A 23,218-nucleotide genomic window follows, 5' to 3' on the forward strand; every position below is an offset into this window, starting at 1 on the left:
GCAAAAGCCTCCCAATATCTTTTTTGCCTTGCCAAGCACCTATATCAGCTTGCATCTCTGTAATATTTAGCCTGAGCCTCAAACATTTTCGCGTATATACCTGATGGTATACTGATAAGCTCATCATGACTGCCGTACTCAGCAATTTTTCCTTCAGAAAAAACTGCTATACTGTCGCAGAATTTACAGCTTGATAATCTGTGAGAAATATAAAAAGCTGTTTTACCGCCCACAAGCGTATGGAACTGTTTATATACTTCATATTCCGCCAATGGATCAAGGGCGGATGTAGGCTCATCCAGAATAACTACAGGGCTGTCCTTATACAGAGCCCTTGCAATCGCAATCTTCTGCTGTTCGCCTCCGGAAGGCTCTATTCCCTTTTCATCAAAGTACTTAAATATAGTGGTTTGCGTACCCTTTTCAAGCTCATCGACTTTATCTTTAAGTCCCACTAGCTCGATGTACTCATCAACCTTGCCCTTATCCGGGTTTGCAAAAGCTATATTCTCGTCAATAGTAAAAGAAAATAGCTTGAAATCCTGAAATACCGGTGCAAACTGCTGCATATACTGCCTGTAATCGTAATCTCTTATATCTACTCCATCAAGTAAAATCTGACCTTCCGTCGGGTCATAAAGCCTGCAGAGGAGCTTAATAAAGGTGGTTTTTCCGGCGCCATTTAAGCCAACTATAGACAAGTGCTCACCTGGCCTTATCTTAATACAAATATCATCCAATATCTTTTTATCTGTCTTTGGATAGGAAAAAGAAACATGCCTGAATTCGATTTCATGAGGCTTTTTAGCAATTTCTTTTTCTCCCTTGGGAAGAGCCTCAGGATATTCCATGAATAAAACATACTCATAGGCGTAATTGCAATTCTTGATAAGTTCCGTCACGTTCCAGACAAGCCCGCTCAAAGTTCCGTTAAGAGCTGCTTCTGTGCTGATAAGCTGCACAAAGGTACCAATACCATAAACTCCCTTTATAGCCAAAAGACCCACATAAAAGTATGCCGCAGCACCTTTTATAGCTGATATTACGTTAACGCCAATACTATATGGAAGCTGGGTTAATGCCTGCCATCTCCAGTGTTTATTGCTCTTATCTGTATTATGCTCCCAGCACTCCACCATAAGTTTCTGAGCATCATAAAGACGAATATCCTTTCCAAACCTTGTATCTACTATATCCCAACCAAAGTAACCAAACAGCCGGTTTACCTTTGAAAGCTTTCCAAAGGCTTCAATTTCTATCTTGTTCTGCTTAGAGACAACGTACAGATTTACAAGTGAATATATAGCCAAAAGAAGAAGCAAAAGTGGTGCATGCAGTGCTATAACAATGACAAATCCAATCGCTCTGATTATATTAGTAATGAACATAAAAAAGATTTCTGAGATACCATAAACGCCCCCTGAGTACCAGCTCATTCCTGTTCTTGCTTTCTCAATCTGATCCAGGGCCTCTTTATCCTCTGTCAGCTGATAATCCAGTTCCATGGAATGTTTTCCCATGAGTATTGCAAAATAGTCATCCAGTCTTTGCTGGTATTTATTAAGTTCAGTGCTACTTCGGCTGGTAATCATCGAAATAACAAACTCACCTATTATAAGGCTTGCTGCAAGAATTATTAATTTGCTTAGATTTCTATCGCCTACTATCTCATCAACTATAAGAGGAGAGATCAGGATTGCCACAAAAGGTTGCAGAATCTGCGAAACTGCCTTTATGCTTTCCCACATAAAAAATCCCGGGTATTTTTTGTATGCTGACGAAAATAAAAGAGTTATAACTTTTCGTATCTTATGGAAAGTAGAAACATTTTCTTTACTGTCTTTATCTAATTTAGCCAACCTTCTCTACCTCCTGTCCTTCTAATTGCTCTTCCGGATTATCGCGGTAATACTGAGCCTGAACATTAAACATATCAGCGTATTTGCCGCCTTTTTCCATAAGCTCATCGTGACTTCCAAGCTCCACCAGACTTCCATTTTCAAACATGGCAACCTGGTCACAGAATCTGGTAGATGCCAGTCTGTGCGAGATATAAACTGCACTCTTTTCACCAATCATTTCATCAAACTGTTCATAAAGCCTTTGCTCAGCAATAGCATCAAGAGCGGATGTAGGCTCATCCAAAACAACTATCTTAGAGCCTTTATACAGAGCTCTTGCCAGAGCCAGCTTTTGCTTTTCACCCCCAGATAAATCAATACCATCATCTTCCACCACATTTGTAAGGGGCGTATCAATTCCCTTTACAAGAGAACCAAGCTTTTCTTCAAGACCTGCAGAAATAGCGCACTCTTTTACCTTGTCTCTATCAAGCTTGTCCCTGCTATGCATAGCGATATTCTCGGACATGAGAAAAGCAAATATCTCAACATTCTGAAATACTGGTGCAAATAGTCTGTAATAATCTTCTCTCCTGTATTTTCTGATGTCTGTGCCATTTAAAGTAATAACGCCTTCTGAAGGATCGTAGAGCCTAAGGAGGAGTTTGATCATTGTAGTCTTTCCTGCGCCATTTAGACCTACCACAGCCAGTTTTTGACCAGGTTTAAGCTTAAGATTAAGATTCTTAAGAGCATAAGTTTCTGACTTGGCATACTTGTAGGAAACGTTCTTAAATTCAATTTCGTATGTGTCTGCCATCGGAATCTCTATGCAGTCTTTTTCATCGTCATCTATTTCAAGTTCAATAAAGGATCTGAAATCATCCGTTTCCAGCGATGCCCTCTTGTAATCTCCAAAGCGCTGCAGGAAATCTAAAAGCGCCTGGGAAAAAGCCATAGATAACGACAAAAACAATGTAAAGTTTCCTATAGATAAATCTTTAGTAAATACCGCAAAAAACAGTACAGAATATATCAGCGCCTTGATCACAACATTTGCTACCTGAGTAACAAAGGAATTCTTGAACCAGAGCTCATAATGAACATCCCATTTTTCTTCCTTATACCGGTAGGTATCTTCCTGCTTTTTTGAAAGAAACTCAGAAAGGTTAAAGAGTCTGATTTCCTTGGCATGGTCACAATACTGGGTCACTCTCTCCATATAATCAGTTTTTCTCCAGGAATCAGAGAGCTTATCCCAAACCTCTTTTTTGTCCTTTTCGACTATTTTCCTATAATACAAAAACTGAATAACACATAGAGCTATCAGTGCCAAAATAAGTCTGAAGTCTAGAACCAAAACTGCCACAAATGTGACCCCTACAGTAAAAAGGCTGGTAAGAAGCATCTGCATATAACGCATCACGCCTTCGACGCCGTTCATATTTCCACCTGTTGCCTGCTCTGCTCGCCTTGCCACATCGAGGACATCAGGTCTTTCGATAAGTTCATACTTAAGCGAAAGGACCCTTGCTATCCTCTCGGTGATCATTTGCATACGCACATAAATAAATCTATACCAGATAAGATTATCCGATAAAACACTTCCTATGTTCAAAAGGCATGCGATAACTCCTGCCAAAAGAACAATTCGTATAAGTCTGCCCACTGCCTCTTCTTCCGTAAGCCCGGCCTGAATAATATCAATTACATACTTACCAAAAATCCCCCAGAAATAAGAAAGAACAGATGAGCAAACCATCCCAAGCAATAAAAGAGCCACTACTTCCGGCCTGTACTTAAGTATCTTACCAAGAATATATCTGGTATTACTCCATATCCCGAATTCCTTGTGTAAGGGATTATCTTTACTTTCTTTGTATTCATCCTCAATCCACATTTTTTCTTCCTCCATGTAAGCCAAGGCACATTTCATACAACAAATGTGCCAAACAATGATGTCTCAATAATTTTAATTTACACAAATGTCCATTGCTACTTACATATTGCTATATAGAAAAAAAAACGGGCGACTCTCACAAGCCGCCCTATTTCTAATCATAAGTTGGATTAAAGCTTATTTCTTCTTTTTCAAAAATACCAAAATACCGCCCAATATAGCAAGTATTCCTACAGCCCCAGCAGCAATAGGAAGTACAGGAGTCTTGGCTCCTGCAGGTTTATCACTCTCTCCCTTTACAAGAACAACTGCAGAAATAGGATCAACTGTAAGTGTTCCTGAAACAGTTTCAAGAACCTCTGTTCCAGCCTGTGTTCCCTTCACATGCACATTCCAGTTTCCTTCCGGCAATGAAATTGTTGTAGCAGTCATATTGGGGTTAAAAGCAAGGAAAATCTGCTCAGCAGGTTCGCCTGCGACTGTTTTATCAGAATTATCCATATTAAAGGCAAGGACATTCTTATCAAGATTCTCTACTGCTTTAACTCTTGCAGCTACTTCATCACCTGAACTGAGTCTGAAAAGCGGATGCTCTTTTCTTAAGGTAATGAGTCCCTTGTAGAATTCATAATTCTTCTGATATTTAGTATCATCGATAGTCTCCCATTTAAGGCTGTTCACCTCATCGCCTGAGCTATAACTGTTAGAGTCAAAAGAGCCGTCTTCCTTAACCTTGGTTCTGAGAATCTCTTCACCAGCCTGCATGAAAGGTACTCCCTCGGCCGTCATGTAGAAAGCTGCCGCAAGATTACTCATCTTGATCCAGGACTCTTCATCGAGATCTGTTCTTGCCATGGCAATTCTGTCATAGAGAGTGTTGTTGTCATGACAGGAAGCATACTGGATTATCTGAGATGGATTCTTGGACCAGGTTTCTGTAGCAAGGAATGAAGAAGTCATGGCTCTCTCAGCATTCTTGGAGCCTGATGCCCATCCTGTTTCTGCAGTATTAAATACACTTCCCTTTAAACCGTCTCTGATATTGTCATTAAAGTAGGCAAAACCTGGAGTTTTTTCTGATGACTGTTGTGTTGCCATGGTAATATTTTCCTTGGTAACATCAGTGTTCATGCTCCAGCCCTCTCCATAGAAAATGACATCAGGGTGAGTTTCGTGAACCTTGGAAACAATCTCATTTATTGTATCTACATCCAAAAGTCCTACAAGATCAAATCTGAATCCATCAATGTGATATTCATCAGCCCAGTAGCAAACTGAATCAACAATGTATTTTCTGACCATGGAGCGCTCAGATGCAGTGTCATTGCCGCATCCTGAGCCGTTCGAATACGTTCCGTCAGCATTTATTCTGGAAAAATATCCCGGAACAAGGCGGTTAATACAGAAATCCTTGCCGCTGTAAACATGGTTGTACACTACGTCCATAACAACAGAAAGTCCGTTGTCATGCAGAGCCTTTACCATTTCCTTGGCTTCTCTGACACGAACATTACCATCATGGGCATCTGTAGAATATGAGCCCTCCGGAACATTGTAGTTAACAGGGTCATAGCCCCAGTTGAATCTCTCAGTAGTTGTAGCATTTTCATCAACAGATCCAAAATCATAAAAAGGAAGAAGATGAATATGAGTCACCCCAAGATCCTTGAGATAATCAACACCTGTCGAGTTTCCGCCTGCTGTCTTGGTACCAGTTTCAGTAAATGCAGTGTATTTTCCGGCATTTACCATATTTCCCTCAGGATCTACTGAAAAGTCGCGGATATGAAGCTCATATATAACAGCATCATTTATCTTCTCGCCGCTATGAGGATTGGTATCCCCAGCCCATCCTTCAGGATTTGTCGCTTCAAGGTCAATGACCATGGCTCTTTTACCGTTGACTCCGGTAGTTCTGGCATAAGGATCGCAAGCCTCAACGTTTAATCCATCGATGATCGCAGTATATGTATAATAAGTTCCTGCAAGATCTCCCGATACCTCTGCAAGCCATGTACCCTTTTCATCTGCTGTCATTTCAACAGTTTCCTTAAGGTCTTTTTCCCAAGGATCGCCTGACTCATAGAGATTTACAGTTACCGCCTCGGCAGTAGGTGCCCATACACGGAAAACTGTCTTATCCTTGGCATAAGTTGCACCAAGGTCATTACCCTCGTAGGTATATTTGTCCTCGAATTCCTGCGTTGAATAAACAATAGGCATGTTTACAGGATATTCCTGTCCGTCAAAGCCAACACGATAATTCCTGTTACTATCAAGCTCAGAAGCTATAGTAAGATTGTAGAAGTACTGGCTATCTGAAGCCTTTTCTTTTAACTCCGCCTTGGTAACTTCTACATCTCCAAGACGTCCTTTTACATAAAAAGAGCTTAATAAGGAATCAGCTATCTCTCCTGTAAGCTCGATTGTTATAGTATCCTTACCATCATAGGTTGCAGTTTTAAGTTTTGTTCCTGTCATCACATCATCCCCATATTCCTTAGTGGCTCCCTCTACTCCTGATTCGACAAAGGCATGCACTGTTCCTGAAACAACCTCGGATATATCGATGAACTGATCAGCGTCAATATCCTTGTCCCAATCCTGTGTCCTTACGATAAATCCAACCTTGGTAGCTCCGCCTGGAACAGACATAGTGGCCACCATTTCGCCATTCTCATCCTGAAAGGGATATCCGGCGCCTTCTGCACCATCTGCCCACATCCAGGCATCCCATTTGGCATAGTCTCCATCCTCTCTGTGGTAGTGGAGTTTGAGCGTAACTCCCTCATCTGCTCTTGCAGTAATGGACGTTCCAAATCCGGCAAACACACTTGTCACCAGCATCATGACCGCCATTACAAGAGCAAAAACGTGCTTCATGATTACTCTTTTCACTTTTTTCTTTACCTCCCATTTATTGCGGAAAACGTTTTCCTTTATTTTACTATTTTCCCCGGGAGTAGTAAAGTCATCTTTTTTCACTGTGCTCTTGTTTCTCTTGTGATCAGATGGGAATATGAGGAATTTTTATATTATCTTTACAGCTCAATCTCAAGCGCAATCGGAGTATGGTCCTGACGAGCACCTGAATCCAGCATGTCAGACCTTGTAACCTTGTCTTTGATCCTGTCACTGACAAGGAAATAGTCGATCCTCCATCCTGAATTATTGATCTTGCTGGTCTTGATGCGCTGAGCCCACCAGGAGTACACATTTGGAATGTCGCCATGTACATGCCTGAATGTATCAACAAATCCGGCGCTGAGCAGATTAGTGAAGCCTGCGCGTTCTTCGTCTGTAAAGCCTGCTGACATGTGATTACTGTCAGGATTTGCAAGATCTATCTCCTCATGAGCCACATTGTAATCTCCGCAGGATATGACCGGCTTAACTTCGTCAAGAGACTTCAGGTATTTAGTGTACTGAACATCCCACTCCTGACGCTCTTTTAATCTCTTAAGACCATCACCTGCATTTGGTGTATATACCAGGTTAAAAAAGAATTTGTCGTGCTCTAAGGTGATCATTCTGCCCTCGCTGTCCATGGTGTCAGGAGCACCTATTTCTGGAAAACTGGCTACTACCTTGATATCTCTTTTATAAAGAGCCATTGTTCCTGCATAGCCCTTTCTGGCAGGCTCTCTGGAGCTGACATAGACATAGTCATGATCAGGGAAATAAGCCTTCAAAGCCTCTTCCTGTTTGGCATTCATTCCAGCTTCAGGAAGTTTGGTCTCCTGAATGGCAATAATATCAGCATTTTCTTTTGCTATTGTATCAAGAACCTGTCTGCTTAAATCTGAACGAGGACTTGTACCTGTAAGTGCGGCATTTATTGAATCTATATTCCAGGATATGAATTTCATGAGTTTACTCCTTTTCTATCAAAGTTTCATATATCATTATACTTCTTTTCATTAATAATATTTCTGAGATATTACCTTTCCATCTTTCCATTCAATATCAACTATCTTACCTGAGCGAGTATGCAAGCCGGTAACTTTTCCTGACGGCCACTCTTTGGGAAGTGCAGGCAAAAGCTTATCTTCACCCTCATGGCTCTGGATCAGCATCTCGGCAATTCCTGATACCAGGCCAAAGTTTCCGTCAATCTGAAAAGGCGGATGGTTATCGAAAAGATTAGGTAGCATGGACTTTCTGACAAGTGCCATGATGTTCTCATAACACTGCTCTCCATCACAGAGTCTTGCCCACATATTGATGATCCATGCTCTCGACCACCCAGTGTGGCCTCCGCCGTGGGATACTCTCCTTTCAATCGTTGCACGCGCCGCTTTTAAAAGTGCATCCTTATCCTCACTGTCAAAGAACTGTTTACCAGGATAAAGAGCAAAAAGATGGGATATATGTCTGTGACCGATTTCAACTTCGTCATAGTTCTCAGCCCACTCCTGAACAGTTCCAATTTCAGAAATCTGAGGCTTTGGAAGTTTGCACAATATGGTTGTATATCTCTCTTTTTCCTCGGAGCTTAACATGTCTGTTCCGATCAGCCCGCTAAAAAGCTCATACAGAATCTGTGCATCCATAGATGCTCCTTCGCACATCATGCCACGCTCTCCGCTTGGAAGTACATAAGTGTTTTCCGGAGAAACCGACGGTGACACAACTAACTGACCTGCCTCGTTTTCTATAAGAGAATCCTCGAAGAAAAGAGCAGCCTCTTTTACCATTGGAAGATATTCCCTCATAAAGTTCTCATCCTGAGTGTAGCGGTAATGCTCCAGGATATGAAGGCATAGCCAGGCCGCTCCCATCTGCCAGTAGCTGGCAGCCTGCCAGGTATCCTGCGGCGCACAGTCTCCCCATATATCAGTATTATGATGAGCCATCCATCCCCGCGCACAGTACATTTCAGCTGCGGCTCTTCTGCCGTTTGGAAGCATGCGTTTCATCAGATCAAACAAAGGCTCGTGAAGCTCTGATAATCCGGTGACTTCCGCAGGCCAGTAATTCATCTGCGCATTAATATTAATAGTAAATTTGCTGTCCCACGCAGGTGAAAAGCTGTCGTTCCATATTCCCTGCAGATTTGCAGGAAGACTTCCCGGTCTGCTGGAAGAAATGAGAAGATATCTTCCGTAGGCAAACAAGAGATTGATAAGACCATTATCTGTTCCGCCTTCTGCAACTGCCTGTAACCTTTTATCTGTAGGAATGTTATCTCTGTTATCACTATCAATTTCAAGTGTGCAGCGATCCATCAGCTCCTGCACATCGCAAACATGCCTTTTCTTTAACTCATCATAGCCAAGTTTCTGCGCCGCATCCAAGGTCCTGACCGCATCTGCCACAGGATCTTCATTATAAAAGTCAGTCTGTGAAGCGATGAGTATCTCAGCATCATCATCTGCATGGAGCATTCTGCCTCTGATATAAGGGTTTCCATTAACTACACGGATAACCATACAGAATCTGACACCGTCCGCTCCTGTTCTGCCTTCCATGCAAAGTGTGTTTTCCGAGAGTTTATATACCTTCTCGCACTGATCACCTCTCTCAGCAAAAATGCGAAGGCGTGACCCCAGGCACTTTATGGCCATCACCTTATCCACATTGGAAATAAAGCTCTCGCGGCAGAATTTAACGCCGTCCTTGGTATAGGAAACTGTATGAATTCCTTTTTCTATATCAAGTTCCCGCTTATAATCAGGTATTTCCTCAATACGATTGAGCTGTCCGCTCCAATGCTCACGTATTCCCAAAATCTGAATACGTTCTTTTCCCTCTGGAATAATAAACAAATCCCCAAGAGGTTCATAATGGCTCTGATACTCCGGTATACCGGCCATTGCCTCATTCGCAAGATCCTCCGCATCAGAAATCCTGCCTTCGCGGATAAGTCTTCTGATCACAGGAATGCTTTCTTTTGCATCAGGATTAATACGGTCTCTGGGCCCGCTCCACCAGATGCTGTCATTATTTAGCTGAAAGCGGTCAATGAGTGTTCCACCAAAGCACATGGCTCCCATAAATCCGTTGCCAAGTGGAAGCGCACTATTCCAGTCTTTTGCCGCTTCTTTATACCATAGTCTATTCATATTTCCCCCAAAACTTTCTATATTTGTTCCAATTATAAGGTCCAGTTACTACGATAATCGCAGCGCAGCCTAAAAGCAAGCAAAAACAAAACGCAGAATTCACCTTTACTGACAGTGAAATCCATTCCCCTTAAGACCTCCTGCCTGGTTTCACCCGCTCCGAAGCTTTTTTTCAAATCTTTAATTTCCAAAAATTCCATTATTCATAATTCCTCCTCGCAGTATATGTTAGCAAGAGCTAACATAATGATATCACTAAATAGTTTTTTTCCACAAAAAGGCACGCTCAATTAAATAGCGTGCCTTTGAATCAGGGTTATTAAACTGACAAAGATATTATGGAATATATACCTGAACTGCGTTGTATAATTCACCGTCTGCAACACTTATTGCCATGAGCATATCTCCGGTCATGTAGTATTCCTTGGCATCTTCTGACCATCCGGGATAGTTGTCACCTTTAAATTCTCTGCCAATAATGTACTCGGTCTCTATATTGGCAGTCCCATCTTTTTCAACTACCTTCTGAAGATATATTTCGCAATCTTCTTTGATGTTAAAGGTAACATTTTCTTCTATGGTTTTTCTCTGGTTTCCTTCTGTGAACAGCTGGACAACTGTGTATTCTTCAGCATAATCCTCTTTTTCAAGAGCATAGCAGAAATCGTCGTCGCTGCACTTTACAAGGAAACCGTCAAATCTTGTTGTGCCTACAACATCTTTTTTGAAAGCTTCATCAGTATCATACTCAAGTTCTTTATTGGCATCTTCGAAGGATACGGCTGTATACTGTGTTCCGTTAACAGAGAAAATATTGCTTCCTATTTCTGCGTTTTCTACGTATTCCTTTTTGATTCGCTCTTCACGGCACAGATCTCCGGTAAAAGAGTTCTCGTTAAAGCTCTTAACCTGCATGTAGAGGTTATTGTCATTGTCGTAATATTTAGCAGCGTCAAAAGTAGCAGGATCCTGATTGCCAAGGCAGGTAAGAGTGATCTTGTCTGCTCCAAATTCATTATCCCCTGTAAAAACTATTGTAGGGAAGGATGGATATTCATTATTAAACTTACCCTCAGTCACATTGTCTGCAGATCCGAAATGGAAAGTAACTGAATCTCCGTTTTGCTCATATTCAAAAGGAATTCCTGAGATACCATCCGGAGTCTGTGTATGACCTGAAGTCTCACTGTCAAATATAAAATAACTATTGATATTATACTGGTCATCCCCTGCATACACTGCATATACACCACCTGCAAAGTTCGGTGTGCCATCTGCAGAAATGCCTGCACTTGTAAAGCTCAGGATTTCAGAATTCCCGTAATCCTCACTGAGCATATCATATACGGAAGAATCCGTAGGAACATCTGAAACATCTTTTTGATAGTTGTGATATTCTTCAGCCTCAACATTAGAATAATCAATGCTTGCTTCAGCAGTTACCACATATTTGCCGGTTTCCTTGTCAACATAGCCCTTCTGTATAGAATTGCGGTTTGACAGGATAAGGCTGTTGTCTTTGGCTACGGCAATAGGATATGCTGTACCCGCAGTCTGGACAGTTGTGACTTTCTCTAGCGCACCATCTTTTTCTATAAAAACAGTTGCTTCATATGTAGCGATATGCCCTTCAAGATCATCGTATGTATAGCTTGTTACCAGGAGGGCATCGCCGCCCTGACAGATTGGAGCGTAGGCATAGGACTGACCTGCATGAAGAGAAGCTACTAATTCTTCGTAAGTATTTGACTTGGAACTATCATTTGAACCGGTGATATTCTCTGTGGTTTCTGCAGTAGTGTCCTTTGCATCATTTTCAGCTGCACTTTCCACATTAGTAGCTGCGCTCTTACCGCAGCCACTGATAATTGAAGCTGTTAAAGCTGTTGCGATTAGTAAAGTGATGAGTTTTGTTTTCATAATTTCCCCCTCAATAATATGTTTTATAAAAATGATAGCACATTTATCTGCCAGCATCTTTTTATACGAACGGATATTATTTTGGGCAAAAAAATTTCGCTTGCGACCGTATTATTGAAAAACTTATATCTCAGTGACGTTCATCCTCATTTTCATATCTCTCACAGAATCTTGCAGAAAAAGAAGGTTTTTCATCACCAATAGTCAGATGGGTAATATCTCCGATTCTAAGTGTTCTAAACACCGCGATTCCCTTTTCCCTCTCTTCTGTCACAATCTCCGTAAGAGATGTTGGAGCAGTGGCAAGGAACTGCAGCGGAACAAATGGAGATACATTCCAAAGCCTCGATAATAAAACACTTGTTATTCCAAAATGGCAGAAAAATGCAAGGGTTTTGTCATTTCCATCTGTAACTTTATAAATGTCACCAGCTCTCTCATATCCATGATCTTGGAGAAATCTGTCAAAACACTCCGTCACATGATCATAGATTTCTACCATATTAGAGGCCTTAGAAAGCTTACTATCACGCCATCCCTTCACATCAAAAAGCTCCGAATGACCAGCAAAGTATGATGGCATCATATCCCAGACTATACGCTTTTCATAAGTCCCATCGTCGCCTGCTTTCAGCTCATTTTTATACGCATTTCTCGTTTCCGGATCAGCCTTATTAGGATCAAACTGCGCCGGGAACTCCTGAAGCCATTCCAATACTTCTGCATCCATTCCCAGCTCTTTTAACGAATAATCTGCTGTAGCTCTGGCTCTTCCAAGAGGCGAAACATATGCCTCATCAATTCCAAAACTTCTAATCTGTCTGGCAAGTAGCTCAGCCTCTACTTTGCCCTTATCTGTTAATCCATCTATAGCATAATCAGGATCACCATGTCTAAAAATCAATAATCTCATATGTATCTCCATTCAGTAGTTTTAGCAGTTAAAAAATGTTTCGCAGACAGTCATCTCATAACTCTTAGATTTCCGCTACTTTAAGCCATTTTCCCTTGAAATAGTAAATAATAAAAACTATTGAACTAACTGACCATGTCAGCGGATAAGCCCAGAAAATAACATTTACTACCGGAATAAGCCGAACAATTATAATAATATACGTTATTCTAAGAAGGCACCAACTGGATAGCATAACAATCATAGGAATTGTTGTCTTACCGGCTCCTCTGTATATCCCTGCCAGGCAGTGGCTAAGGGCAAGCAGGCAATAGAAAAGACTTTCTGTCCTAGCCTGGATTGTTCCTATTGCAAGGACCTCTGCTTCACTTGAAAACATTCTAAGTAGTACAGGCGCGTAGGCAAATACTATAAATCCAATGATCTCTGCACAGGCTACGCCAATGGCACATCCAATGGCAGAGCCCTTCTTGACTCTTTTAACCTCTCCGGCGCCAAGATTCTGACTTACGAAGGTTGTAAGAGCCATGCACATACACGTGATCGGTAAAAAGACAAAACCCTCAAGCTTAAAATAGCTTCCGCAGCCTGCCATAGCTACTGAACCAAATGCATTGATATTTGACTGTACAACTACGTTTCCTATTGCAATAACACTATTTTGAATCCCGGTAGGAAAGCCTATTCTCAGCTCTTTTCCCAAAGTAGCCCTATCCATCTTGAGCTTACTGATAAAAATCCTGTGAGGTCCATCCACCATAGTAAGCTTAACAAAGGCAAGAACAGCGCTCACAAACTGTGCTATGACTGTCGCAAGTGCAGCTCCTCCAATGCCAAATCCCAAGAACTTCACAAAAGCTATATCAAGTATCGTATTAAGGACTGTGCTGACGATCAGGTAATACAGAGGTCTTCTGGAATCTCCCATTGCCTGAAAAACACCGCAACATGCGCTATACAGTATATTTCCAAGTCCACCAAGAAAATATATCTTAAAATATTGAACTGAACTTGGCATTACGTCAGCCGGGGTTCCCATCCACTTTAAGAGCGTAGGCGTAAAGAAATATCCCCAGACTGTCATTACTATTCCCATGACAATCGCAAAAGCAACACCTGTATGTGATGCAATAGATACTCCGACCTTGTCTCCTGCTCCGTATCTTTTGCCAATTATAACGCTGTTACCCATAAATAGGCCATTTATAAAACCTACCATTAAAAATATAAGGCTACCGGTAGTACTAACGGCAGCCAATGCTTCTTTTCCCAGAACATTTCCTACAACAACCGAGTCTACAACGTTATAGAGCTGTTGCAGGAGCTGACCGAAGAAAAGTGGAATTGCAAATCTAATTAAATTCTTAGTAATTGAGCCTTTGATCATAACATCATCATAGTAGCAGAATAAAGCACTCTGGTAAATACAATGTTTTACCATTTTCGTCAGGCACAGGGATATCTCCGTCATATTTCATAGGGATGAGGAATCTGGCCTTTGGAAGTTCCCTCTTAAAAAGCCGTAATGAACTAGTCTGTAAGTTGTGCATCTATGCTATTGCCGCATCAATGTCTTCCTTTAATATCCCCTCATCCATTTGATAGACATTTAAAGAATCTGCGTCTCAAATACTTCTCCTATAAACTAATTATGAAGCTCTGTACTCCATAAGAGTTGTGTTCTGCCATTTTCCAAATCGATCTTTAGCTATTCTTTCCCTATAGCCAATTTCCCTAAAACCACATTTTTTGTGTAAGGCTATACTTGCTTTATTAATTGAAAATATTGCAGAATATATGCTCCAATATCCATCTTTCTCAGCTTCCCGGATAATCGTATTTACCAAAGCTGTTCCTATCCCATGACCTCTATAGTTTCTGTCTACATATACACTCATTTCAACGCAGCCTTTATATGCGCACCTACTTGAAGAAGGACTTAGCGCTATCCAACCTACAACCTTCCCTTCTTCCTCAAAAACAAACCTGCAATTCTTTACGTGACCTTCATTCCACTCAGTAAAACTAGGACACTCTGTATTAAAAGTTGATGTTCCCTCTTCTAATCCCTGCTTGTAAATCTCTGCTACTGTCCCCCAGTCTTCATCTCTCATTTCTCTAATCACAGCATTCCACCTCCGTTTTTTTTATCGCATCATTATAGATATTTAATGCCTCTAAAACCTGACTCTGTTTTTCCTTTGGAATCATAGAAAAAACTCTCTTAAACTTCATATTCATATCTTTTTCTATTGTATTGAATCTTGCCATTCCTTCATCAGTCAGATTAAGCACTACACACCTGCGATCCCTTGTTGAAGGTTCTCGCAAAACATATCCTTTTTGAACAAGCTCTTCTACAGATCTGCTTACAGCACTTTTATCCATCTTAAGGAGTTCAGCAAGTTCCTTTACACATATTCCAGGTTTTCTGCCTATCTCAACAACCAGAAAGCATTGAGATGTATTAACGGTACATTGGCAGCAATCAGAACTGTTTAGCTTCTCAAGATTACGTTCTAATTCTCTGGTACTTTCTCGAAATAGTTTTACCTTATCCATCGAATGCCCTCCTATGAATTTAAATGATAAAATCATTAGTTGCATTTGTCAACTAATTTATAATATAAAAAAGCCACATAGCCGTTATAAACAACTACATGGCAATTACGTGGGCATATTCATTTATCTTATTTGTGATCTATTGCTTATGATATTTAATACGTATGCTAACCTATCTGATCAATCCTCTTTCAGACCTATCACATAGTTATAAACTACCCTTTCCGAAGTGGAGTCTGTGAGGGTAGTTCATCTCTTAACGGCAAAATTCATAATCCCATTGATGGTATGAATCACAAAAAATGGAACTGCCGTCCCTGCCAACAGGTAATTTCTCTGCCAAAGTCCTAAAAACAAATAGTACAACGGAACAACGGCAAACTGAGTGATTATTATCAGCCATCCATATTGGTAACCCATATAGTACAGTATCCATCCAATGAAGTTGATCAGGATCATCAGAATCATAAGAAAAAGGAATATCTTTTCTTTTGTTGTTTCTTTCGGAATAAGTTTAACATCATCCCTTACAATCAACATCAGCAGAATCATAGACAAAATACCAAATATTCCCTGTACTGTCCCAATCCATTTGATCTCATTCGACATATTCATGATTGGATTTGATGCAGGTTTTATCAATGGCATAACGATATATGGAATCTCTTGTATCACAAATGCTGCTATACCTATAAACGATATTCCCAAGTAATAGTTCTTGAACAAATGTAAAAGCTTTATCATATTACCCGTCCTCCGTCACACTATCCAAACAGCATATCTGCAGCCTTTTCCAGTTCTCTTCTCTCTTGAGAATCATCATAACCGCTTTCCTTGTCATCAATCCCCTTTACCGGATCGATCAAAAACAGGCCGTCACGGTTGCAGTAGAAGAATATCCGGCAATCCTCTCAGGTTTTCCCATTTTGAGATACTTTTGTCAGTTACTCCCAGCTTTTCTGCCAGCTGAAGCTGTGTCATCTTGTTCTTTTCTCGCAATTCCTTAATAACTGCACCTGTAACATATTGGTTCATTTTCGTTCTCACCTCCATGCACAGATTGTAAATCAGTTTTTCTAATGATGGTACCTACGGAGAGTAGAGTTGAAGTTATTATCTTCCGATATAAACGTCTCTCAACATTTTTAATTTATTTCGCAATTTTCAACTTTTTTAGTTTTTGCGAAACGCAAAGCCAACACTACATATACAAAAATGCATCGACAAATCCATCTACTCCATATCTTTTTGAAATATCCATCAGCCCTGATTTCACTTCATCTCTACTGAAACCGTGTTCTTCCAGATACTCATCAGATTGGTTATTTAGATATGAATAGAAAAGCAGCGCAACCTCCAAATCTTGCTTCTTACGCTCTTCTGTAATGTCATAAAGCCTGTTTTCCGCTTCATTGATAAACCCAGCGTCAACCATATCGATTAATTCATCAAGCGTTTGTTCTTCCTCTGAATCTTTTAATAGTTCTGCTGATGGTGAGGCTGTATCTATATTAAAGATAATCTTCAATACTGCTCTTACCATTTCATTTATAAGTCTCATCACATAGTCTTGCTCAAACAATTTTTTCTCCTTTCTGCAATACATATTTGCAGAAAGAATCAATTATTCATTCGAACTTTATAAGTAACTATCGTGTCTCCTCTAGGAAGCCTATACATGTATTGGATAAATACAATTAACATAATACATATCCAAATTTCCAGCCACTTATTATAAATGTTTATACCAGATATCTGTTTTCGTTTTTCATAAACATGGCTCTCCTGAATGGCGGTTTCTTCTTCGTAATCGGTTATAACGCTCGAAATGGTTTCTCCAAATAAACCATGCGTATTTATTGTTCCACATGGAATAACCGTTACAGAAACAGATACAGAAAAGAGTATTATAAATAGTCTTGTAATCAATTTATGCCTGTCTTTCACTATATAATTCCTCACATTGTTGATTTTCAGCCTGTAATTGCATCCATATCATGTTATAGGCTGAGAATCAACAACAATTATAATCATAAAGAACTTCGTATTCGTCAGTTATGCTGGAATATAAACCACTCTCAACGTTTCATTAATTGATTGTCTGGTTCATCATACCTGTAGCTATTGAAATGAATGGCACTGCGAAACCAAATAAAAATACATTCCCCAATCCTGATCATTCGCGTAATCATCATATCGCTGCCCCGGCTCACCATTTACTGTTACCGGAAATACATACGCACAGCTGGCACTGCCATCCGCAAAAAACAAACTGAGCACACCTCTCAAAGAAGCTTCCGACATCTTATCATACTGTTCATCCTTGCTAATGCGATACCACAATCTATAAGCATTTCCTGTAAGAGCACTCCAGTAATGCGGATACGTATCACCATACTGCCTCTTTTTACCGAACCAATAACCATCCCAATGACGAATTGCAACCTCATACTGAAGATAATGCGGTTGACGAGCATTAAACAACTCTAAAATTTCCAATTGACGCTTTCCGGCTTCTTTGTATTTTTCTTCTCCTGTAAGCAAATACATTTCCAATAATAGATTTGCCGCCGGTGCAACAATGCTTTGCTCATAATTAACTTCATGAGCAGGATACAAAATGTCATTTTTCATGAAAGTATCACAATGATTACGAAAATATTGAAGTAGTTCCTCATATTCCGCATACATCTTTTCTACCCATAGATTTTTCATAAGCTTCTCCAACGGAATTGCAATTGCATAAAAATGATCACCACCCTGCTCATAGAATGATTTCATCACCTTATATGCCTTGTATAGGTAGTCTATATCTTTTTTCAATTGATATACTTCTATGAAAAGCAAACTCATCCACGGATAGTTATATAATCTCTGAAAATGATTGTCATATCCGTAATCATTGGCTACTAAAGAATGTTCATCATCATATAATTCCCTTTCCACATATGCTAGATACCGATTCAAACTATCCATCAGTTTTTCATCGTAAAATCTTTGCAAATAGGCCGCCATCAGCACACCCATTCCGACACGTTCACGTCCCCCGTTGTAATCATTCTCTGCCCGGTAATAGATATGTTTTTCTTTTGTATCATAGATTAAATATGCACCATCCAAAGGACAATTTTCTTTATGAAGCTGTTGTTTTTCCGCAATATATGTTACTCGATTTTTTATAAGCTCCTGAAACGCAGGTAATACATTAACTGCACACTTAGCATTTACCCCATTTTTTTCAAAGCAAAATGTATGTGCTCCTTGTTTTTCAGATTTCTGATAAAGTTTTTCTTCACCATCCACATAAATCTTTATATCTTCCCCTTCAAATACAACATATTGATCTGCCTGTACATCCACATATCCGGGATTTATCTGATTAATCTTTTGATAAAAATCCTCTTTCCCCTGATGCCAGAAAAGTTTCCATTCGATTTCAAAGGACTCCCCCGGATTCAGTACCTGAGGTGTTGGATGCATAATAAAATCGCCCCTGTCATTACTGATACGAGAAAGGTCTCTCTCCACACTATATCCGGCAAGACTGCCTTTTGTCAGTACCAACCCCAAGTGAGGGGGTTCACCTCCCATGCGAAGAGCCATAACATAAGACATCTCTCCTCCACAATATATATGTGTGTGGCAACGCATTTTTGTACAAATATCAGAACCACAATAATCATCATTAAAAGGTGTGTAAATACCAATATCCGTAAGAGATGTAAAAAGCGGCTTATCACTGATATTAGTAAAAAGATATTTCTCTGTAATAATATCCTCTTCATCCTGACAGCATACATCAACTGAAATCTGTGATGGTATCTTTACTGTTCCCCATTCGGTAGCTCCCTCTATCCAATTCATTTGATATTTATCTGCTGCGTTAATTAATTCTTTTCGCATCGAAATAGCCTCCATCTTAAATATTCTGGCTATATCATAAGTCTTTTACTTTTCATGATGAAATACACTATTCTGAACCTATTATTTTTTTGATTGAGCTATTCTGAACTCATTGCTACAATGAATACAATGAATACAATGAATACAAGGAGAAAGATACCATGGCAGATAAACGAACATTTGTATATGAAAACTTTGAAATGTCCTATGAAGAAACAAAAAAAGGATGGTCTATGCCTTATTCGCATCACCATACCCATTATGAAATATATATACTGCTTTCCGGAGAAAGAACTGTTACTATTGGCAATACCACACATCTTGTGAAAGAAGGATTTGCATGTCTATTTGAAAGCAATATTTCTCATCGCAGTGAAGGAAATACTGATTACTCAGGTCTCTGCATTCATTTTTCAAAGCAGTATTTGGATAGATATTTTCAGCCAAACATTGTTTCCACATACTTAACATGCTTTAAAACACCAATAATCTTCATTCCTGCAGATTACAGAAAAAAACTTCTTACTTGGAATAAGGCTATGAGCCATACTTCTGAGTCATCCTACTTGCTTCTTGCACAAATACTGATAGATCTCTCTAAATTTCAAAAGAAATACTGCGCTGATAGCAGCTTATTTGTTAGTGATGTCAAAACATCCAGCGCCCAAAGAATCATAAACTATATTGACGCAAACTATACCACTCTGCAAAATGTCAGCCAAATTGCTGAATGCTGCGGCGTATCAGAAAGCTATATCCATCGCATTATCAAAAAGAATACTTCACTGACCGTAAAAGAATACATCAACAAACTCCGTCTTCGTCATGCGATACATGAAATGGATTGTTCAAACAATTCATTTGCAATTATAAGCAAAGCTTGCGGTTTTCAGAACATATCTTATTTTTATTATCTATTCAAAAAAAATTATGGACTAACACCTACAGAATATCGTGAACAACTAAAAAAACGCATAAATAACCAGTTGACACGTGCTCGTCATAAGCAATAACGATTTTCTGCTCTTTGACGGAAGCTCAGGGCTACTGTATGCGGTTGGTGGCAACTTTAATAACCGCGATCAAAAAAAATACTCTGATTTTACTTTCTACTCATTAAATCTTTGTCTGTCTTTTGTAAGATTATCTTCCGGTTTATTCTTCCATCAAGAATTATGTATTACATTTCTCTTTCCACTATTGGCAGTTCCTCTTACTTCTTCGTGGTAAAAGTAATCTACGATTGTTGGATGTCCTTTCTCTACTCTCTCATACGGAGTTTCATTATCAACAAACCTGCAATCATACTTTTTAGCCAGCTCTTCTGCTTTCTTTTCCAACGCTTCAAAATAGCTGCGGTTCTTTTTGTTATAAATTTCGTCATACAGCGGCACCAGATCCGGATGTTTATCGGAAATGTATTTCATGATATCTGCCTTAAAACCTCCGCGAAGATTCAGATTCTCAAGCCATACAAGGTCACACTGATCTTTTGTCCTGTCTATGATTGCTTCTATATCCGTAATCCCCGGGAACACGGGTGAAATGAAGCAAATTGTACGAATTCCTGCCGCATATACCTCTTTCATTGCAGCAAGCCTTCTTTCTATGCTTACTGCCGCATCCATATCATCTTTAAACTCTTCATCGAGAGTATTGATTGACCATGATACCGTAAGTCTGCTATTTTCATTGATCTCTTTTAGCAGATCCAGATCTCTTAGTACAAGGTCTGACTTTGTGCAGATAAGTATGTCCGCACCACTGTCCTTTAGTTCTTCCAGAAGTCTTCTTGTATTTTTATATGTTTCCTCTAGCGGATTATAACCATCCGTAACTGTTCCAATGATCACCTTCTGGCCGGCATACTTCTTTGGATTCTTTATTTCAGGCCAGTCTTTCACATCCATGAAAGTTCCCCATTCCTCCGTATGCCCTGTAAAGCGTTTCATAAAAGATGCGTAGCAGTATTTACAGGCATGGGGACACCCCACATAGGGATTCACCGAATATCCTCCAATAGGAGTATTCGATTTTGTCATTACACTTTTTGTTTCTATATGATTTACTTTGATTTCTGGTTGTTCCATATTCTCTGTTCCTCCAGCACTTTGTTAAAAGCATCCGGCATTTCCTGTATCATTTCTTCTCCCATAATCGGAACAAGATCTTCTTTCCAGAATACAGGAATGTTCAGTTCATGAGCCTGTTCTGTCAATGAATAAACCCACCTGGGATCTGTTTTAACAGTCCTGCTCTTTGCACCTGTCATGGTTCCCACCACAATCCAGTCAATGCCTGTAAGATCAACCTTACCCGGATCATCGAACAAAGGCTCAAAGGTAACATGATATTTTTTTGCCTTCACATTGCTCCGCAGTGCATCAATACGCCATAACTCAGACTTTCTCGTAACTGTAACGCCAAACCATGCATTATCAAGATCTGTTTCAAAAGACAGAAGATCCGGTCGTTTGGTAAGAAAAAGAAACTGGTGCTGAGGATTCTCTGCTATCTTTTTAAAGACTTCCTCTCTCCATTCCTCATGCCAGCCCGAGAGATCGCTCATGCCGGTCAGCAGAAAATTCTGCGGCTTTTTCTTTTCCATCATACGAAGCTTTCCTTGAAAAAACTGTGGTTTTTCAAAATCATCTATGATGTGATAACGCCTCGTATTGTTTCTGGCATAGCAGTACGGACATCCAACAGTGCACCCTATAACAAGATTCATGTTCTGAATCTGATCTTTAATACAAATACTCATTTGTCACTCCATTCCTCAAGGTTTACCCTGATGCGGTTAAGATACTCTTCAAACTGAAGAATCTCTTTATCCGTAAAATCACGATAATAAATATTCCCCATCTCATTTGATACGGAGTCATAAGCTTCTTTAAGTTCTTTGGCTTTATCTGTGAGGAACAGAAGAGTTTTTCTCTTATCAGCTTCATCAGTTTTGCGGCTTATCAGTCCGTTTTTTTCCATCCGCTCAAGCATGGTCGTAAGTGAAGTAATTGCAAGTCCGCTTTTCTCGGAAATAATTTTAATAGGAACACCATCTTCCTGCCATAAGACATAAAGAATCCTTCCCTGAGCTCCGTTAAATGCATCAATGTTTTTTTCTGCCAGTATCCTTTCAAATATACGATCACCCAGCTGTTTTATTTTTGTAACAAGAAATCCACCATTTGTCTTCATAATTAAATACTCCTATATCGTAGTTTTATACTACGATATAGGAGTATTTTTGTCAAGCACACATATCATAACTTCGGATTTTATGTTCTATCATTCATCTCGAAAAACCTGAATCTGATAACGTGTTCCATCTGCTATAGTCTTCTACCAAACTCCCTAATTTCATCAAGTTTTTCCTTTATTACACCTACGTTTAACTTTTCAGACACAAAACCATGTTCAATCATTTCTTTTCTTCTTTCGAGAATAGAATTTTGCTCTCCAACAGAAGTAATCACCCCGATATCTTCTACCCCCATGATTTTTGCGAAGGCATTTCTGAGTTGGATTCCCGCATATGTTGGATGCAGTTTGCGACACCCTTCTGAATCACACAGCTCGTCACTGCGAGACTCGGCATGGTTATGGAAAAAGCTGGTGTCTTTTGAGGATCAGTACATCACTGCATCCTCTGCAGTGAATCCACCAATTGAACCTGCCTTGACTTGGATACATGCATAGCTTAACTCTGAATCTTCCGCAGCAAGAAACTGTCTCTTTCCTTCAGGTGAAATTCTAACCACATCACCTTTAGCGATTTCAACATCCTCTCCATCAATTACAGCCTTACCCTTTCCGGAAAGAATAAGATAGATTTCCTCATTATTTTTATGTGAGTGTACAAAGGGAACACCTGCTCCTGCAGGAAGATGATTGATACTTATCTCTGCTCCCGTTAAACCAAGAGCATCATGAAGTTCTGTTCTAGGAGCCTCTGTTACGTTTACTTTTTTGAAATTTGACATTTTTGTTTTCCTCCATGTATTTGATATTTGTTTTTGTTTGTTGTATCATCATTTTATCCCTTAGGCAATTTCAAACAAGTACGAACATTTACAATACATAGTCACATTTTTGATACTATTGCGGAAATACA

At 39.8% G+C, this 23,218-nt stretch carries 21 protein-coding genes and 1 pseudogene; 1 reads left to right on the forward strand and 21 read right to left on the reverse strand.

Features of this window, described 5'->3' with window-relative positions:
• Positions 1-44 precede the first annotated feature (44 nt).
• The 16 genes and pseudogenes from BPR_RS15865 to BPR_RS15935 all read right to left on the reverse strand — a co-directional run bounded on the left by BPR_RS15865 (position 45) and on the right by BPR_RS15935 (position 19,104).
• The gene (locus BPR_RS15865; protein WP_013282495.1) at positions 45-1,859 is read right to left on the reverse strand and encodes an ABC transporter ATP-binding protein; all 1,815 of its coding nucleotides are present in this window, start codon (positions 1,857-1,859) and stop codon (positions 45-47) included.
• Positions 1,852-3,741: an ABC transporter ATP-binding protein gene (locus BPR_RS15870; protein ID WP_013282496.1), complete on the reverse strand. Its 1,890-nt coding sequence runs from the start codon at positions 3,739-3,741 to the stop codon at positions 1,852-1,854. The genes BPR_RS15865 and BPR_RS15870 overlap by 8 nt, the downstream gene beginning before the upstream one ends.
• A gap of 177 nt (positions 3,742-3,918) precedes the next feature.
• The gene (gene pulA, locus BPR_RS15875) at positions 3,919-6,639 is read right to left on the reverse strand and encodes a type I pullulanase (protein ID WP_013282497.1); all 2,721 of its coding nucleotides are present in this window, start codon (positions 6,637-6,639) and stop codon (positions 3,919-3,921) included.
• A 143-nt stretch (positions 6,640-6,782) separates the two neighbouring features.
• The gene (locus tag BPR_RS15880; protein ID WP_026663212.1) at positions 6,783-7,610 is read right to left on the reverse strand and encodes an exodeoxyribonuclease III; all 828 of its coding nucleotides are present in this window, start codon (positions 7,608-7,610) and stop codon (positions 6,783-6,785) included.
• A gap of 51 nt (positions 7,611-7,661) precedes the next feature.
• Positions 7,662-9,806 (reverse strand): glycoside hydrolase family 95 protein, encoded by a 2,145-nt coding sequence (locus tag BPR_RS15885; RefSeq protein ID WP_013282499.1) that lies wholly within the window; start codon positions 9,804-9,806, stop codon positions 7,662-7,664.
• 86 nt (positions 9,807-9,892) lie between these two features.
• A pseudogene (locus BPR_RS20455) lies at positions 9,893-10,006 on the reverse strand (ABC transporter ATP-binding protein); the annotation flags it as partial.
• Positions 10,007-10,142: 136 nt separating this feature from the next.
• The gene (locus BPR_RS15890; protein ID WP_042258349.1) at positions 10,143-11,726 is read right to left on the reverse strand and encodes a hypothetical protein; all 1,584 of its coding nucleotides are present in this window, start codon (positions 11,724-11,726) and stop codon (positions 10,143-10,145) included.
• Between the two features lie 130 nt (positions 11,727-11,856).
• Complete coding sequence (locus BPR_RS15895) at positions 11,857-12,639, reverse strand: histidine phosphatase family protein (RefSeq protein WP_013282501.1); 783 nt, start codon at positions 12,637-12,639, stop codon at positions 11,857-11,859.
• A 64-nt stretch (positions 12,640-12,703) separates the two neighbouring features.
• Positions 12,704-14,080: an MATE family efflux transporter gene (locus BPR_RS15900; protein ID WP_242662249.1), complete on the reverse strand. Its 1,377-nt coding sequence runs from the start codon at positions 14,078-14,080 to the stop codon at positions 12,704-12,706.
• A 208-nt stretch (positions 14,081-14,288) separates the two neighbouring features.
• Entirely contained in the window at positions 14,289-14,753 is a 465-nt protein-coding gene (locus BPR_RS15905) for a GNAT family N-acetyltransferase (protein ID WP_013282503.1), read from the reverse strand.
• Between the two features lie 4 nt (positions 14,754-14,757).
• On the reverse strand, positions 14,758-15,201 hold the full coding sequence (locus tag BPR_RS15910) for a MarR family winged helix-turn-helix transcriptional regulator (protein ID WP_013282504.1): 444 nt from the start codon (positions 15,199-15,201) through the stop codon (positions 14,758-14,760).
• A 249-nt stretch (positions 15,202-15,450) separates the two neighbouring features.
• Positions 15,451-15,945 carry a hypothetical protein gene (locus tag BPR_RS15915; RefSeq protein WP_013282505.1) on the reverse strand — a complete coding sequence of 165 codons (495 nt, stop codon included), beginning with the start codon at positions 15,943-15,945 and terminating at the stop codon, positions 15,451-15,453.
• A 132-nt stretch (positions 15,946-16,077) separates the two neighbouring features.
• The gene (locus tag BPR_RS15920; protein WP_013282506.1) at positions 16,078-16,236 is read right to left on the reverse strand and encodes a helix-turn-helix transcriptional regulator; all 159 of its coding nucleotides are present in this window, start codon (positions 16,234-16,236) and stop codon (positions 16,078-16,080) included.
• A 166-nt stretch (positions 16,237-16,402) separates the two neighbouring features.
• Positions 16,403-16,783, reverse strand: coding sequence for a DUF6483 family protein (locus BPR_RS15925; protein ID WP_013282507.1), 381 nt, complete (start codon positions 16,781-16,783; stop codon positions 16,403-16,405).
• Between the two features lie 38 nt (positions 16,784-16,821).
• Positions 16,822-17,148, reverse strand: coding sequence for a hypothetical protein (locus tag BPR_RS20990; RefSeq protein ID WP_042258352.1), 327 nt, complete (start codon positions 17,146-17,148; stop codon positions 16,822-16,824).
• 174 nt (positions 17,149-17,322) lie between these two features.
• A complete protein-coding gene (locus BPR_RS15935; RefSeq protein ID WP_013282508.1) occupies positions 17,323-19,104 on the reverse strand; it encodes a hypothetical protein in 1,782 nt (593 codons plus the stop codon).
• A 161-nt stretch (positions 19,105-19,265) separates the two neighbouring features.
• Between BPR_RS15935 and BPR_RS15940 the strand changes: the two genes are divergently transcribed.
• The gene (locus tag BPR_RS15940; protein ID WP_013282509.1) at positions 19,266-20,117 is read left to right on the forward strand and encodes an AraC family transcriptional regulator; all 852 of its coding nucleotides are present in this window, start codon (positions 19,266-19,268) and stop codon (positions 20,115-20,117) included.
• 153 nt (positions 20,118-20,270) lie between these two features.
• Here the strand turns inward: BPR_RS15940 and BPR_RS15945 are convergent, their stop codons facing one another.
• The 5 genes from BPR_RS15945 to BPR_RS15960 all read right to left on the reverse strand — a co-directional run bounded on the left by BPR_RS15945 (position 20,271) and on the right by BPR_RS15960 (position 23,087).
• Positions 20,271-21,194, reverse strand: a complete 924-nt coding sequence (locus BPR_RS15945) for a radical SAM mobile pair protein B (protein WP_034451194.1) — start codon at positions 21,192-21,194, stop codon at positions 20,271-20,273.
• Positions 21,170-21,868 carry a radical SAM mobile pair protein A gene (locus BPR_RS15950; protein ID WP_013282511.1) on the reverse strand — a complete coding sequence of 233 codons (699 nt, stop codon included), beginning with the start codon at positions 21,866-21,868 and terminating at the stop codon, positions 21,170-21,172. The genes BPR_RS15945 and BPR_RS15950 overlap by 25 nt, the downstream gene beginning before the upstream one ends.
• Positions 21,865-22,302: a radical SAM mobile pair system MarR family transcriptional regulator gene (locus tag BPR_RS15955; protein ID WP_013282512.1), complete on the reverse strand. Its 438-nt coding sequence runs from the start codon at positions 22,300-22,302 to the stop codon at positions 21,865-21,867. The genes BPR_RS15950 and BPR_RS15955 overlap by 4 nt, the downstream gene beginning before the upstream one ends.
• Before the next feature lie 134 nt (positions 22,303-22,436).
• Complete coding sequence (locus BPR_RS20795) at positions 22,437-22,601, reverse strand: hypothetical protein (protein WP_013282513.1); 165 nt, start codon at positions 22,599-22,601, stop codon at positions 22,437-22,439.
• 132 nt (positions 22,602-22,733) lie between these two features.
• Positions 22,734-23,087: a cupin domain-containing protein gene (locus BPR_RS15960; protein ID WP_013282514.1), complete on the reverse strand. Its 354-nt coding sequence runs from the start codon at positions 23,085-23,087 to the stop codon at positions 22,734-22,736.
• Between the last annotated feature and the right edge of the window lie 131 nt (positions 23,088-23,218).

The organism is Butyrivibrio proteoclasticus B316 (assembly GCF_000145035.1).
GTDB lineage: Bacteria > Bacillota > Clostridia > Lachnospirales > Lachnospiraceae > Butyrivibrio > Butyrivibrio proteoclasticus.